The sequence below is a fragment of the Porphyromonas levii DSM 23370 genome (genome assembly GCF_000379925.1).
Lineage (GTDB): Bacteria > Bacteroidota > Bacteroidia > Bacteroidales > Porphyromonadaceae > Porphyromonas_A > Porphyromonas_A levii.
Genome location: NZ_KB904272.1, coordinates 44814 through 60388, shown reverse-complemented (window position 1 = coordinate 60388; position 15575 = coordinate 44814). Strand labels below are relative to the sequence as shown.

13 protein-coding genes and 1 tRNA gene are annotated in these 15575 nt (G+C 46.5%); 1 reads left to right on the top strand and 13 read right to left on the bottom strand.

The window, feature by feature from the left end; all coding sequences use genetic code 11:
• Window positions 1-258: 258 nt before the first annotated feature.
• Window positions 259-3441 (bottom strand): TonB-dependent receptor, encoded by a 3183-nt coding sequence (locus A3GG_RS0108055; protein WP_018358789.1) that lies wholly within the window; start codon window positions 3439-3441, stop codon window positions 259-261.
• Window positions 3442-3894: 453 nt separating this feature from the next.
• Between A3GG_RS0108055 and A3GG_RS0108050 the strand changes: the two genes are divergently transcribed.
• Window positions 3895-4989, top strand: coding sequence for a tetratricopeptide repeat protein (locus tag A3GG_RS0108050; protein ID WP_018358788.1), 1095 nt, complete (start codon window positions 3895-3897; stop codon window positions 4987-4989).
• Window positions 4990-5048: 59 nt separating this feature from the next.
• Here A3GG_RS0108050 and A3GG_RS0108045 read toward each other — a convergent pair whose 3' ends face one another.
• From A3GG_RS0108045 to A3GG_RS0107990, 12 genes are all read right to left on the bottom strand, one after another.
• The gene (locus tag A3GG_RS0108045) at window positions 5049-5555 is read right to left on the bottom strand and encodes a 3'-5' exonuclease (RefSeq protein WP_018358787.1); all 507 of its coding nucleotides are present in this window, start codon (window positions 5553-5555) and stop codon (window positions 5049-5051) included.
• The gene (locus A3GG_RS0108040) at window positions 5542-5922 is read right to left on the bottom strand and encodes a dihydroneopterin aldolase (protein WP_018358786.1); all 381 of its coding nucleotides are present in this window, start codon (window positions 5920-5922) and stop codon (window positions 5542-5544) included. Before A3GG_RS0108040 ends, A3GG_RS0108045 begins: the two co-directional genes overlap by 14 nt.
• Window positions 5922-6986: a bifunctional 3-deoxy-7-phosphoheptulonate synthase/chorismate mutase type II gene (locus tag A3GG_RS0108035; RefSeq protein ID WP_018358785.1), complete on the bottom strand. Its 1065-nt coding sequence runs from the start codon at window positions 6984-6986 to the stop codon at window positions 5922-5924. The genes A3GG_RS0108040 and A3GG_RS0108035 overlap by 1 nt, the downstream gene beginning before the upstream one ends.
• The gene (locus A3GG_RS0108030; protein WP_018358784.1) at window positions 6979-8004 is read right to left on the bottom strand and encodes a DHH family phosphoesterase; all 1026 of its coding nucleotides are present in this window, start codon (window positions 8002-8004) and stop codon (window positions 6979-6981) included. Before A3GG_RS0108030 ends, A3GG_RS0108035 begins: the two co-directional genes overlap by 8 nt.
• Window positions 7979-9265 (bottom strand): DEAD/DEAH box helicase, encoded by a 1287-nt coding sequence (locus A3GG_RS12145; protein ID WP_051074824.1) that lies wholly within the window; start codon window positions 9263-9265, stop codon window positions 7979-7981. Before A3GG_RS12145 ends, A3GG_RS0108030 begins: the two co-directional genes overlap by 26 nt.
• Window positions 9266-9353: 88 nt before the next feature.
• Window positions 9354-10157 (bottom strand): type 2 periplasmic-binding domain-containing protein, encoded by an 804-nt coding sequence (locus A3GG_RS0108020; protein WP_018358782.1) that lies wholly within the window; start codon window positions 10155-10157, stop codon window positions 9354-9356.
• A gap of 11 nt (window positions 10158-10168) precedes the next feature.
• Entirely contained in the window at window positions 10169-12421 is a 2253-nt protein-coding gene (locus A3GG_RS0108015; protein WP_018358781.1) for a putative porin, read from the bottom strand.
• A complete protein-coding gene (locus A3GG_RS0108010) occupies window positions 12418-13764 on the bottom strand; it encodes a dihydroorotase (protein ID WP_018358780.1) in 1347 nt (448 codons plus the stop codon). The genes A3GG_RS0108015 and A3GG_RS0108010 overlap by 4 nt, the downstream gene beginning before the upstream one ends.
• Window positions 13765-13766: 2 nt before the next feature.
• Window positions 13767-14528 carry a polyprenol monophosphomannose synthase gene (locus A3GG_RS0108005; RefSeq protein ID WP_018358779.1) on the bottom strand — a complete coding sequence of 254 codons (762 nt, stop codon included), beginning with the start codon at window positions 14526-14528 and terminating at the stop codon, window positions 13767-13769.
• Window positions 14519-14926 (bottom strand): hypothetical protein, encoded by a 408-nt coding sequence (locus A3GG_RS0108000; protein ID WP_018358778.1) that lies wholly within the window; start codon window positions 14924-14926, stop codon window positions 14519-14521. Before A3GG_RS0108000 ends, A3GG_RS0108005 begins: the two co-directional genes overlap by 10 nt.
• Window positions 14919-15242 (bottom strand): FtsB family cell division protein, encoded by a 324-nt coding sequence (locus A3GG_RS0107995; RefSeq protein ID WP_018358777.1) that lies wholly within the window; start codon window positions 15240-15242, stop codon window positions 14919-14921. The genes A3GG_RS0108000 and A3GG_RS0107995 overlap by 8 nt, the downstream gene beginning before the upstream one ends.
• Window positions 15243-15442: 200 nt before the next feature.
• A tRNA-Gln gene (locus tag A3GG_RS0107990) sits at window positions 15443-15513 on the bottom strand.
• Between the last annotated feature and the right edge of the window lie 62 nt (window positions 15514-15575).

The following is a 15575-nucleotide window of genomic DNA, read 5'->3' as shown; positions in this document are numbered from 1 at the left end:
AACGTCACGAACTTCTTCTGGCGTCAGACCAGACCAAAATCCGACGTTGAGCAGAATACGCGAACGCACTCTCCCCAACTTATCCCGAAAAGACTCTTTGATACGGTAGTACTTTTCGTCCCTCCCAGAATCCGGATTATATCTTGTCTGCGAAATAAAATGCATAGTGCCACAAAGGTAAGGATAAAAAAATCCACCGCTGTGTACTACATTTCGATTTAAAAAACAACTACCCCGATGAAATCAGCATTTCACTCCTCAAAATGCCAAAAAAAACACCTCAAAATATACTCTAGGGGTCAAACTTGGGCTAGATGGCATATTGAATGTGTAAGAGACCTCATTTCCCTTACGACTAACTGCCATTGGGTTATAGTTGTATCCAACAGAGTTCTGAATACCCCATGCTGGGTTAATAAGGTTACCAATGTTCATGACATCAAAATTAACCTGAAGGGTATTCCTCCTACCCATAACATTGAAGTAGAAATCCTGTGCCAGATGGAAATCAAACTCGTGCTCGAAAGGAGCCATGAGTGCATTACGTGGGATATATGTTCCTCTGTACTGAGCGTAGTCCTTTTCAATCCACTTAGCGAAGTTTGCTCTTTGCTCCTCAGGATCGGTCTTGACCGTCCTATTGGTTACAAACTTCATACCTTGTAGCTCCTGCTCGGTAGGAATATACATTAGGTCATTACCATTTGCGCGGTCGCCATTGATATCGCCATTGTAGACCATAGAGTAGTTACGCCCACTGAGACCTGAGTAGAAGAGGCTCACTGACGTTGCAAAGTTCTTAGCATACTCTACTCGATAAGCTATATTTGCGATGATACTATGAGGGCGATTGAAGTCGGCAAACGAGATGGTTTGGTCATCATCACCATTATATATCTCATTGTACTGCCAGTTTGAATAGGCTTGGCTTGAGGTTCCGTCATTGATAGCTCTTGCATCTCCATAAGTATAGGCGAGCATAGTAGACAGACCGAAGTCGAAATTCTTCTCAAGCTTAGCTGTAATATTATAGCTATACCCCTTGCTAGAATTTGTTAGGTAGATGATTCCATTGTACGCTTTGGACTCTGCCCTCTGGGTGTACAAGAATCTCTTATCCCCTGTGCCGTTGTCTAGCTGACCATCCCTCTCGAAAGAGAGATTCTTAAACATTATGTTATTAAGCGTTTTGGAGTAGATTCCTTCGAGTGTGAAACGGATATCGTAAGGCAATCTTTGTTCCCAAGCCAAGTTCAGACGTAGTACTTGTGGGAACTTGAACTTCTTATCCAGCACATCGATCTCAGAATTCCAAACTTTTGAAGGCTTGTATTGATTAGCTGGGTCCATCTGGAACTTGAATCCATCGGCGATAGCACCTGCAAAATCATTCTTCTGAAGTCTAGTTCTGTTGTACTCAACACCAGTATTGGAGAAGCTATTAGAGATCCACACAAATGGTACTCTACCTGTGAAGACACCTACACCACCTCGAAGAAGTGACGCTTTGCTCTCATTTAGGTTCCAACGGAAGCCTACTCTAGGTGAGAATAAAGGAATAGAGGCAGGCATCTGATCGGTTGCCACCTGGAAGTCTTTAGCAATATTGGTAGCATTGAATGCTTCATTGACACTTGGCTTATCGAAGAAAATTGGCACGTCTACACGAAGACCATAAGTGAGTCTGAAGTCATCGGACACTCTCCAGTCATCCTGAGCATACAATCCTACTTGTGCAGCACCGAACCTTGGAGACCATCTACGGTTACCATCCACGTCGGAGAATGAGTAGTCATACTGCTTTGGGGCAACCTCTTGAGGAGTTCCCACAGAGAGCCAGTCCGCAATACTACTGTACCTATATTCGCCTGTGTTTTGGCGAATAAAGAGGTTCCTCATCTTGAAGAACTCGTTGTGGGTACCAATAGTCACGGTATGGTCGCCGAGGAATAAAGAGAGGTTATCAGCAAGAGTAAAGATGTCTTGGTCTAGCTCATTAGCTGATGAGTAGGGATCTGAGCCGAAGGATATCCTTCTATTGCCATCAAGCTCGATTGATACAGTCGGCATAGCAATACCTACCATCTCACGGAAGTCCCTAACACGGGTAAAACCAAAACGGAACTCATTGCTAATGGTCTCGGAGAATCTAGACTGAAGCTCTGTAACCAATGAGTGCGTTGTACTATTCATGTAGTAACCATTGTCCCCAAGCCTCAAATTGTCCTTACCACGGCTGAAGTTTAGCTTACGACCCTTTGTGAAGTTGTATCTAAGGGTCATCTTATGGTTGTCGTTTATGTTCCAGTCGAACCTCGCTAGGGCTTTGTAACCACGTGTATCCACGTTCTTGGCGTCGTATCCACCACCGTCGTACCCATTAGCTAGGGTCTTGAGGTGATTAATAACTTGGTCTGCTTCATCCTTAGTAATCAAAGAAACACCTGGCGAAGCAACATACTTCTTGCCATCCTTCTTGGCATCACCCATATTATAAGAGGTTGGGTAATCATCTCCGGTGTACTCGAAGTTAGTGAAGAAAAATAGCTTATTCTTTACAATAGGGCCTCCTAGGGTAAAGCCAAAAGTCTGGCTATTCTGCTTCCCTAGGCGCTCTCTGTTCTTCACATCCTTACCTGGGGTCTTACCAATCAGGTTTTGGTTCTGATAATAGGTATAGGCTGTCCCATGGAAAGTATTGGTACCGCTCTTAGTAATCGCATTGATACCACCGCCGGTAAAGCCACCTTGTCTTACATCGAAAGGAGCAATAACCACCTGAATCTCTTCAATAGCATCGAGTGAGATAGGTGTTACACCTGCTTGGTCGCCGTTGGTACCAGCGCTAGAGAGACCAAATACATCGTTATTGACCGTTCCGTCTATCTGGAAACTATTGTACTTATTGCTCGAACCAGCAAAAGAAGTACCGTTACCAGTAGAGATTGCTGAAGGAGTAAGCTTTGCCACGTCAAAGATACTCCTGGAGATCATAGGTGTAGACTCGATTACTTTGGAGGTAAAATTGTTGGCAGCTCCTGTCCTTTGTGAGTTGAAGACTGATGAACGGTCAGCGAGGACAGTAACCTCTCCTAGCGAGAACGAGGTCTCGTTCATCTTGATATCAACAGAGTTGGTCTCGCCAAGGGCTAGATTGATATTCTCCACCTTGGTGTCTTGATAACCCAAGAATCGACCAACCAATTCATAAGGACCGCCTGGTCGCATACCAATGATACGGAAGTACCCCTCCGCATTGGAGATAGTACGATACACTGTACCAGATGGTGTGTGGGTAACGGTAATCGATACGCCTGGAAGGAAGTCGTTGTTCTGGTCAACGATCTTACCTGAAATTCCAGAGGTAGTTACCTGTGCCATTGATGGGATACTCAGGAGGAGTGTCGCCAGCATGGCAAAAAGCATTTTCTGTAGTTTCATACAAGAAAAAAGTTAGTTAATATACTCATTATACATCCGCTCAATTAAAATATATTCACGTGGGAATAGCTACCCACCCGATATAGCGACGCAAATTTAACGAAACATTAAGAATTAGAGGACTCTTTGGGATTACCAAAACAATACAATTCTGTTACGACCCCACTAAAGAGAGGTCTGAAGCAAGACATTTGAGGTTATCCAACGCATAACAGAGGGTATATTTTCGGAGAACAAAGATGTTCCGCGAAAAAGGTCGAGGGTTTCCGTGAAAAAGGTCGAGGGTTTCCGTGAAAAAGGTCGAGGGTTTCCGTGAAAAAGGTCGAGGGTTTCCGTGAAAAAGGTCGAGGGTTTCGGGCGAAAACGTCGAGGGTATTTCTGCTATAGGTAAGATTTATGCTATATTTGCCCAAAATACGAGAGACCGATACAACACCTAAAAGTAATAGACTCATGATGAAAAAGATGATTTTCTCAGTGGTACTAGCACTCATAGGCATGAGTGCTCAGGCACAAACGGTTGCCGAACTGGATAGCATCACCAAGCACTTGGAGGAGATTGGTTATTTCTACGAAGCGCTCGACCTCTTGGATCAGTGTGAAGAACGCACGCCCGACCTTTCCCGAAGGCAAGGTACCCTACTCTACGCTATCGGAGAGTACCCTGCATCTATCGGGGTGATGAGAGAGCTTGTTGACGCAGATACCACGTTCAATATCAAAGACTACCTCCTACTCGCAAATAGCTATCAGGCGCTGCTCATACCCGATAGCGCTATATACTATAGGGAAGCGATTGCGAAAGCGTACCCCTTTAACGAAAGCAACCTGGTGATTCTGCTCCAGCTCGCCCGGTCAAATAACATGTCAGAAGAGTACTTGGGGTTATTGACCGACTTCCTAAAGGTACACCCAGGTTCGAAGCCTATTCGGCGTGAGCTTGCCCATACGCTATACGCCATGAAGCATTACAGCGCTTCGCAGGACGAATTCCAAACACTATACGATGCTGGTGATAAGAATGTGAATACCCTTTACTACCTAGGGAGCCTCCTTCTGATGGATAAAAGTCTTAGGTCTTCGATGCGAGCAGAGAAGGTACTTACAGAAGCGGTGGAGTATAGTCAGGGTGGAACGCCTCTGATTCTCTCCGATTTAGCTTTAGCAAAGACTCGACTTAAACTGTTGGATCAGGCCATAAACCTGATAGATGAGGCAGACTCCCTAACCTTTCGTACGCCCGAAATACTTACCTTTTCGGCGCAATTGGAGGAGCGAAGGGCGCAAATCTATCTGGAGCGTCAGCAATGGAAGTCGGGGGTTAAGTACCTAAAGCGTGCCTATGAGATAGACCCGAGCAATAGGCGAGTACTCTACATGATAGCGCGCACCTACAGAAAACTCAACGATTGGGACAATGAGGAGCGCTACCTCAATGCACTACTCAAAGAGACCGACCCGAATACCATAGAGGGTAGCGAATGGGCAAAGTATGCTAAGAGCCGTCTACTCTCTATCAAGGAGGAGCGATTCATGCAGAAAAAGTAAGCACAAGGAAGAGCCCCACTGACGCAACTACACCAGTGGGGCTCTTCTTTGTGCTTAATCTAGAAGTCGAGATGAAGTGCGATATGTGCGCAAGCCTCCGCATCGGCAAGGGCATCATGGTGCTTTTCCAGACAAAAACCACAATGCTGTGCTACGAATGGCAAGCTATGAGAGGGCAGCATATCATCCCGAAATTGTCTACGAGAGGTAACTAGGGTGCAATAAAAGGGATAATCTGGATAAGGCATCTCGTAGTATTCGAAGACGGACTTGAGACAGTTCTCATCGAAACTCTTATTGTGGGCAACCAATGGCAGACCACCTATATAGGGCTCAATCTCTTGCCATACCTCTGGGAAAGGTGGTGCCGTATCGGTATCTTCCGCCGTGAGACCATGGATTTCGGTGGTCCATTGAGTATAAAAATTGGGTGCAGGGCGCACCAATCGGCAGACCTTTTCTACAATCTTACCATTGCGGACTACTACAATACCCACGCTGCATATACTATGGCGGTGCTGGTTGGCAGTCTCAAAGTCTATAGCGACAAAGTCAGTTAGCTTCATAATTTGCAGTAGCAGAGAATGAGATACCCGCGCCATCGAAGCCCTCAATAGGGGGCGCGAGCTTGGTGATTGAGAGGGTGGCTTGGGAGATAAGCGGAAATTCTTCCTTGAGGTGCTCCAGCATACGATAGCAAAGCACTTCCAATAGTTCTGTAGGAATCGCCATTTCACGCTCTATAAACTTATAGATAAGCGCGTAATTGATGCCCTCAGCGAGGTCTCCTGTTACCATTACTTCAAGCGCCGGAAAGTGGAACTCCAGAGAGACTTCAAAGTCATTACCCACGCTCTTCTCCTGCTCCAGTAGTCCATGGTAGCTATAGAAGTGCAGCTTTTCCAGCTTAATAGAGGTGTGTGTCAGCTTCATTATTTCTGTAGTGCGACTGAATCATCATGAATAATTGCATAGAGGTGGCGAAGGAGCCCTTCGGGAAGGTCGTACAACCCGGCAGCAGCGGTTAGGTCTCTGAGCTTGCTCAGGTATTGCTCCTCCTGATAGGGGGTGAAGCCGTAGACCCGCTTCACGGCACCTATCTCGTGCGATAGTTTTCGGCGAATGGAGAGTAACAATAGGAGTCGTTCGTCAATCCCACTCAGCTCATCGCGGAGTAAATGAAGCTGTCGCTCCGATGCCTCGGGCAGATTCGCCATCGTCTCTGCTAGCTTGGCAGGCGTTATCTGCTGGTTTCTGTCGCTCCACGCCTCATCAGGATTGAGATGACTTTCGATCATTATGCCATCATACTTCAGGAGGTGGGCCACTTGGATGAGCTTATCTAGATAATCCCTCCGCCCTGCAATATGACTTGGATCTAGGTAGATGGGAAGATGGGGGAGTTCTCGCCTCATATCCGAAGCCACACTCCAAAGAGGGGTATTGCGGAGGCTTTGGGGCACACCGATGTCGAAGCCCCTATGGATAAGCCCTACCCGACGTACACCAGACTCTATCAGACGATACACTGCACCTTTCCAAAGATCTACTGAAGGGTTGAGCGGGTTTTTGACCAAGACTGGGACATCGCTACCACCAAGCACCTCGGCTATTTCCTGAATGGCAAAGGGGCTGGCTGTGGTCCGTGCGCCTATCCATAGATAGTCCAACCCAGCGGCAAGTGCCTTCTCGGCATGGAAAGCAGTACCGACCTCTGTCCCCACAAGCATGCCTGTCTCCTCTCGAGCCTCTATGAGCCAAGAGAGAGCTTCCTCTCCTACGCCCTCAAACCCACCTGGGTAGGTGCGCGGTTTCCAGACACCTGCTCGAAGAACCTTTATGCCATTACTGTGCAACGCTCGAGCTGTGGAGAGGAGTTGCTGGCGGGTCTCTGCGCTACAGGGCCCAGCTATCAGAAGAGGTGATTCTCCTTCCTTCCGGACACCCTCCGCCCAAAGTGGCGCTGGAGTATAGTTATGGTACTTATCCTTAGTCATTATCCTCTGGGTGCATCAGCTTTACCGCCTCCAACACCATATCATATACGCTATTAAGTGAGGCATATACCTCCGCACCAGCCGCATTGTGGTGCCCGCCACCATTGAAGAACTTGCTGGCAAACTCGTTTGCAGGGAACTTTCCCTTGGAGCGTAGCGATATCTTGGTATACTTCGCCTGCTCATGAAGGAAGATGGAGAAGTGAATATCCTTAGCCGCTAAGGGCTCATTCACTAGTCCTTCGGTATCCCCAACCTGATACTCGAACATAGACTTCTCCTTCATACCCATGGTGATAATCGCAGTATGGTACTTAGGAAAGAAGGTGAGGTTATTGGCAAGGAGGTAGGCATTGAGCCTGACCTTATCGATCGAGAAGCTACGAGTGATGAGGCTGGTGATAGCATCCTTCTCTATTCCGTGCTCCAAAAGTACGGAGAGGGCGGTATAAAGGCAAGGGTCTTCCGAGTTATAATTAAAGCCTCCGGTATCGGTCATCATACCTGTATAGATACATTCGGCGACCTGTTTGTCCATATACGTCTCCCATCCCAGAGCCATAATAAGTTCGTATGTGAGTAGACATGTTGCTGCTTTCTGAGGATATGAGAAGCATACATCTACCATCCCAGTAGGATGAAGATGGTGGTCAATCATCACCTTGAAGGCTTTGGATGAGATTAGGGGTTGCTCTAGTTGCTCTACTCTTTTGGGTTCGTTGAAGTCCATTAGGAAAATCATCTCAGCTTCCTCCAAGAGCCTATTAGCTTCTTCGGGGCTATGCTTGGCAATTACGACCTCTGATGCCCCCTCAAGGAAGCCAAAACTATGTGGATATGGCGTAGGATAGAGTACATTTGTGGAGTGCCCTTGCTTACGAAGGACACGAGATAGCGCCAAAGTAGAGCCGACAGCATCACCATCGGGAGAGACATGCCCTAGGAGAACTATTTGTCGGGAAGAGGATAATTCGCTCTGTAGTCGTAGGAGATCAGTTGGATTGTACGTTATTTCCATTTTGCTCTTTGCTCTTTTTCTTCTTGTTGTACCTCTTCTTCCTATGAGTATTCTGACCAGGTTGGCCTTCTACTCTACCCTCTCCCTTCTGCCTATTCGGACGATTGTCTTTACGTCTATGCGGTCGATGTCCCTTGCCAGTAGACCTTTTCTCATCAGACACTCCACTAGTAGCCAGTTCGGTAAATCCTTCTGGGAGCTCATTGCGCTGTACATTGTAGCCAAGGAACTTCTCAATATCTATAAACCGTCCATTGTCCTTATTATTTACCAAGGTGATTGCGGAGCCACCAAGATTGGTTCCCCTAGAAGTTCGTCCGATACGATGCACATAATCCTCGGGGTCGCTAGGCACATCATAGTTAACAATCAGTTGTATATCATCGACATCAATACCACGAGAGATGATGTCTGTAGCTACTATTATATGAGTGCGCCCATTCTTGAAGTTGAGCATTACTTCGTTGCGCCGCTCTTGATCAAGGTCGGAGTGCATCTCTGCCACTTCAAAACCATTGGAACGCAAGAGTCGATGTGCCTGCTTCACCCGATCTTTTGAACCAAAAAAGGCAATCGCCTTGGATGGATTCTTTTCCTTGAATATGTCCATTAGGAGGGCGAGTTTCTCATCTTCCCCACAGAAGTAAACGCTCTGGTCGATAGACTCAGGAGGTCTAGAGATAGCAATATTGACCTCTACAGCATCTTTAGTAATCTGCTTAGCCAGTTTACGTATCTTATCTGGCATAGTGGCAGAAAACATTATCGTCTGTACATCTCTTGGTAAGAGCTTGTACACCTCTACAATATCCTCGAAGAAGCCCATGTCGAGCATTCGATCAGCTTCGTCCAATACAAAGAAACTGACCCTAGACAGGTCTACGGTATTCAGGTTTATGTGCGAAAGGAGTCTCCCAGGGGTAGCAATAATCATATCTGCTCCCATCTTTAATGCTCGCTTTTGTTGTTCCCACTCTATCCCTCCCGTACCACCATAAATAGGTACCGCACTTGCACCCACGAAGTAGGAAAACGCATCTATTTGCCTATCAATCTGCTGTGCTAGCTCTCTTGTCGGTGCCATAATTACGGCATTGACATACTCCTCGGGGTATTCTCCAGAGGCTAGCTCACTAAGTACAGGCAGCACAAATGCTGCCGTTTTTCCTGTGCCCGTTTGAGCGCAAGCAATCACGTCTTTTCCCTCCAAAATACTGGGAATAGCGGCCGCTTGTACGGGCGATGGCTGTCTAAAACCCATCGCATCTAGTCCGTCTAGCACTCGGTCGTCCAGACCGAAATGATAGAAGTCCTCAAACTCTTGAATATCTTTAATGTCCAATTCTATCTCACTTATTGCTATTTATTATTCTCATCCACTCACGGCTCCCCCGATGGGCTACAATTGCGGTATCGAGCATATTCCGAAGACGATCATCCGAGTCACGGACTAACCAAACTTGATGCAAATCAAAACCTACGTCATGCGACACCTGAAGTGTACTATCTACAGCTACGATCGATTCTGCAATTGCACTATCACACATTAGATAAGTGATACGCCTCTTGGATAGCTCTGCACCTAACTCCAATGGAGAAGCCTCCCGCACCTCTATCCTTAGGGATGGATAGGTAAGCTCCGATAGGTTTTCTAAGATAGTCACAGCTGCCTGATCCCCCTCAGAGACCACCACTGTTGATGTGCTATCGCTTGAAAAACGACTTGCCCAATTCGCATCGCCCTCATGAAAAAGGAGCGAAAACCGAGAAGTATAGAGCCACTCAGTGGCTGTGATCCCATCCATATCCTCTACAGAGGAATACGGCATAGATGTCGCATAGAGCTGTACCTCACCAGCCATTAGGGCTACTAGAGCCTCCGCTCTTGTGGTAAATGGAACCAGTTCCTTCTCTTGATTTGGGAGGAGCAAGTCTAGTAGCTCCTTCGGTCTTCCCGAAAGTTCCCCAAGACTATCTACCTGTAGTCCATTAGGTGCTAAGTCTACTGCCACTTTTAGTACAGATATACTCTCTGTAGAAGCTGTCTTCTCACCTCCTCTCTTGCTTGTAAAGAGCCACATCATTAGCGCTACTGCTAGGATAGCAAAAGCATTGGCAATTAGCCTTCTCTTTGTTCTCTCTTGAAGTCCCATATTCTGCCCTATCAATTGCGTAAGTCTATCGCTACACCCATTCTAAGCACAGGCGGATATGTCGGGTACATAGGCATCGAAAAGTTATTAGGCTTGGCGATAAGAGCCCCGATATTATAGTACTTAAAGAAGAACTTGGTTCTCTTCAGGTGTAGATTTGCATAAGCATTCACAAGTGGTATGCCACCGCCTATCATCACATCGGACTGAGCGCGGAATAGCTGCGTACTCGGTTCGTAGTAAGGTGCATGATAGGCAGTGTGCCACTTAGCATCAGCGCCCAACTGTAGGGTCATCACCTTAGCAATCAAGAAGCGCACGTACAAGTTGGAGTACACCGATAGCTCTGGCAATGGTGTGATGGACTGATTGCTGCTCTTCTGCCATACGATGCTATTCTCCCAGTTGATAAACCTCCAGCTAAGCTTCTGATCCAAACCCACCGCCAGTACCCTAGTATTAGTACGCTCCTGAATAGGCTCACCCTTCTTGTTTGCGAACATTGGATTTTGAAGGGTCTCTACGCCCACATGCACTCGCGTCTTCGTAAAAGGTATATCCAATACTCCTCCAATCCTTAGCATTTGAATCATAGCAAGATCTTGATTCCACTCGTGCAGGCTCGCTTTATAATGTCGAAGGAAGTAGGATGGTCGAGTATTGAGCAAATCGACCGTAGCCGATAGTCCTACCTCCTTTTTCATTAATGGGATATGGGTATTAAGCTCACCCTTCACCTCAATCTCACCTGCTTGAGCTCCTGCAACACCCAATTGTCCCCAAACATAATAGTCGAAGTACTTAAATGATTTACTCCCTATACGTCCTCCCACGTACACTGTGTTCTCGGTTGCTTTTAGCGTCTCAATCTTATCTACTTTGAGTCTCAGTGCGTCCTCCTCATCCATCAATGGTTGAGTATAGCGCACAATATCATACGATACAAAGGCTGCAATACCCATCTTCGCCCATTTATGGAAACCTTCCATTAGTTCTACTCCCAGAGTATTGCTAATCTTCAGTACGTGGAAATAGTCATTGGGGAAGTAGCGCCCTCCTGTAGGCTTCGGGATAATAGGCTTCGGATACTCCTTCTCAAAAGCAGGATCAAGCGAGAGCCATCTTCTAGACCCTTGCTCTAGCTGGAAGTCGTGGAAGAAACTTGTAACAGGGATGAATATCCTATTATCCTGCTGCTCCTCTTCCTCCTCACCTTCCTTCGGAGCATCTGCCTGCCCTGAAGACTTGCCTGTACGCTTCCGAATACTTGGCGCGCTAGTAGGTTCCATTGCTGGGATTGTATCAGAAGGAGCCTCTAGCTCTGGCAATATCGGTGCTATGGAGTCCTTTGGAGCCTCTAGCTCTGGTTGAGGTTGAGACTCAGGCTTTGGCTTGGGTTGAATAATATTGCCCTCACTATCCAGTTCGCGGTAGAAACCAAGACTATACTTGTGGTACAGCCTACCAACCCCATAGATTACCCTATTCCAGGTCGACTTATACTTAGTGGGGATATCCTTAGGCTGGAGTGTTCTACGTCCTTCATTGAACTCATCCGGATTGGTGATATACTTCATATCCGTCACACCCCCACTCTCTTGGTTAACCGTATTGGTATTGCCGATAGAGGCATACGCTTGGTAACGATTACCTCGATAGTAGGAAAACACCCGATAAGTAATGTTATTACTATTAGTAGATGCGTAATAGCCATTGGCGTAATCAATATCCACATCTCCTCCAAGACTCCACCGCTTGCCTAGGTTGGTACTAAAGTCAAACGTAAAGTTTTGCTCCTTATTCTCTCCAGCCCCAACCGTAAGATACTTCAGGAAAGTATAAGGCACCTTGGTGTCATACCACTGCATCCGCTTGCCACGACGTATCAAATGATTGTAAGGATTGGTAAAATAAAATGCACCCCATCGATTGAGCGGTCGATCGAAATATATCTTCGACTGATAGGGCGATGCCTGAGTGCCAGTATAAGCCTCTGCCACATTTAGTCCCTCCACAAATGCCCTATGATAGTAATTGAGCATCAAAGTATCAGCCCATGCATTATTGATATCACCCGTGCGAGGACTCAAATAGAAAGTGTTAAACTTACCATGCCTATCTCTATCCGAATCATCATACGTATCATGATGCTCAGCACGCTCTCTGAGCTGACGTTCCATATCAATCTGAGCCAAAGCATCAATGCCAAACACAGACAACGCTATCAGCACCAATACTCTAAACCAAAAGGCACCTCTCATCATCTCCAGTTCTTGTGATCGAAAGTTAGTGGACGAGCTGCTATACCCATTGTATCCTCCACTACTTCTCCAGCTTTTACCACCTCATAGCCATTCACGAAAGTATACTCCACCTTATCCCTGAAGGTCACGCCCTCTAGTGGACTCCAGCCACATTTACTAGCAATATTCTCTTTACTAATAGCCCAAGTGCTACTAGGGTTTACTAAAACAATATCAGCATAGTAACCTTCTCGTATAAAGCCACGTTCTTCTACCTCAAATAATGTAGCAGGATTGTGGCACATACACGCTACCACTCGCTCTAGTGTGAATACCCCCTCCCTTACCAGCTCAAGCATCATCAATAGAGAGTGTTGCACCAATGGTCCACCCGAGGCTGCTTTTAACGCTCCACCCTCTTTCTCACTCAGTAAGTGTGGGGCATGATCTGTAGCCACGATATTGAGGCGCCCATCCCTGACGGCAGCTCTAAGAGCCTCCCTATGCTCCACCCCCTTTACAGCGGGGTTCCATTTGATACGGGTTCCAAGACGTGCATAGTCTTCATCAGTAAACCATAAGTGGTGCACACATACCTCCCCTGTGATAAGCTCCGAAGCATCTAACAATGAGATTTCATCAGCTGTGCTTAAGTGGAGGATATGTAATTTGGCTCCACTCTCAGTTGCGAGTTGAGCAGCCTTCTGGCTACTTGCATAGCACGCTTCAGCACTTCTTATTATGGGGTGCCATTCTACACCAGCATCCTCTCCATGGTTCTCTATGACTTTTGTCTTATTGCGCTGTATCACCTCCTCGCTCTCACAGTGGGTGGCAATAAGCAATGGAGACTGTTCAAAGATATTCTTAAGTGTTTCCTCTCTATCCACCAGCATATTACCAGTTGAAGCCCCCATAAAGACCTTGACACCAGGCGTATACTTTAAATCCAACTGATTTAGAAGTTCGCTATTGTCATTGGTAGCGCCAAAGTAGAATGCATAATTAGCATACGAATGGTCGCGCCCTCGCTCCATCTTATCCTTCCAAGCCTCAAGCGTGGTGGTTTGCGGATTACAGTTGGGCATCTCCATATAACTGGTCACGCCACCCAATACAGCCGCTCTGCTCTCCGTGGATATATCACCTTTATACGTGAGACCAGGCTCACGAAAATGCACCTGATCATCAATCACCCCTGGCAAACATAGTAAACCCTCCGCATCTATCACCCTATCGGCATCTGGAAGTGCCTCACTCTTCCGATATATTTTCGCAATCCTCTCGCCCCTTATCAATAGCGAGGCTCCCTCCAGGCGTGCACCCTCGTTGACTATTGTTGCTCCTTTGATTAAAGTATCCATAGCTACTTCCTTTCTATTGTCCCCTTCTGTGGAAACTTTCGCACCCAACTCCACCAACGAAGTTTCATTACTCCAAAGAACGCTTCTCCAAAGATACTCGTATTCATCTTGCTCGTACCCAGCACACGATTCACAAAGATAATCGGCACTTCTTTAAGGACAAAGCCGCATAATAGTGCAGTGTACTTCATCTCTATCTGGAAGCCATAGCCCTTGAAACGTACATCATCAAGGTCAATGGTTCTCAATACCTCTGCTTTGTAGCATACAAAACCTGCCGTTGCATCATTGATACCCATCCCTGTTACTACACGGACATACTTAGAGGCGAAGTAAGACATCAATACACGACCTAGTGGCCAGTTCACCACATTTACACCGTTAACGTATCGCGAGCCAATTGAGAGATCCGCACCCTCCTCAGCACAAGCCCTATAGAGTCTAATCAAATCCTCAGGATTATGGCTGAAGTCGGCATCCATCTCTAGGATATAGTCATACCCCTGCACCAGTGCCCACTTAAAACCAGCAATATAGGCTGTCCCGAGTCCCTGCTTGCCCTGTCGTTGGAGGATATGAATCCGCTGAGGATACTCCTCCATAAGCTTAAACACCTCTGCAGCTGTTCCGTCGGGCGAATTATCATCTACGACCAAGACATCAAACGCCAGCTCTAGGCTCATCACAGCCTCGAGTATGGCGCGAATATTTTCAATCTCATTGTAAGTCGGGATGACCACCAACCGTCTATCCTCTATTTCCATCTTTTCTGATCCTCTTTTTTCAACGCCCTATCCTTGGCAAATACCGAATAAATATAAAATACTGTACCAACAGCCAAGATAACTAGCCACGAACTCGACCCCTGTATCATAAACCCTCCCGATACAATAAACATCAATAGCCCCAAAAAGATCATGCGATCCAAACGCCTTACTCGTGCACTTCCCTCTCGTCCTCTAATAGACAGGAGTAATGCCCCCAAAGCCCCAAGCACACCACCTAATGCTATCACCCAACCAGCATATGCAGTAAGCAGTGGGAAACTATATATTATAGCCCCAATTACCACCAAAATAGGGCCTATCGTCAGTAGCACCTGCTGAAATACGGTAGAGTGCACCCTACCTTCTGGCTTGCTATTGTATTTGTTATTACTCATCAATCAAATAAATATCCTCATCCTCCTCTTTCATCAAGTAGCGTTCACGAGCAAACTTCTCCAATCTATCTCGTTCAACTACTAGAGCCTGCTTCGCAGCTGTCGCACGCTCAATACGCTCTTCCAGCTGTCTTATCTCTCGCTCTTGTCGAGCTATCTCTCTACTATACTTAAGTTGATTCCAAATACTATACTCACTAGGAATCACCACGACGATAACAAAGACAATAGTAAGGAGCAGGAAAGGGTTTACCTTCCTGAGCCATTGCCATAGCCCCCCGATAGGGCGAATGATTTTACGAAAAACACTACTCATAATACACCCCAAAGATACCACAATTCAGGGACTTTGCCACAGTGTATATTGATTGGGACTTCCTCTAAACGAGAGCGAAATCAGACACTTCCAGCTCTTCCACTCTCCTCACACCAAATAATTGAAGCTTCTTCTCTTATAAAGAGGAGCAAAAGAAAAAGCTACGAGGAGCGCTTGGCACTCTTCGCAGCTTCTAATAGTTGACTCACAAGGATTCGAACCTTGACAAACAGGACCAGAATCTGTTGTGCTACCATTACACCATGAGTCAGTCATAAAGTGTGGTATCTCTACCTCTCTTACGAGCGCAAAGATACCACAAAAATCTAAACT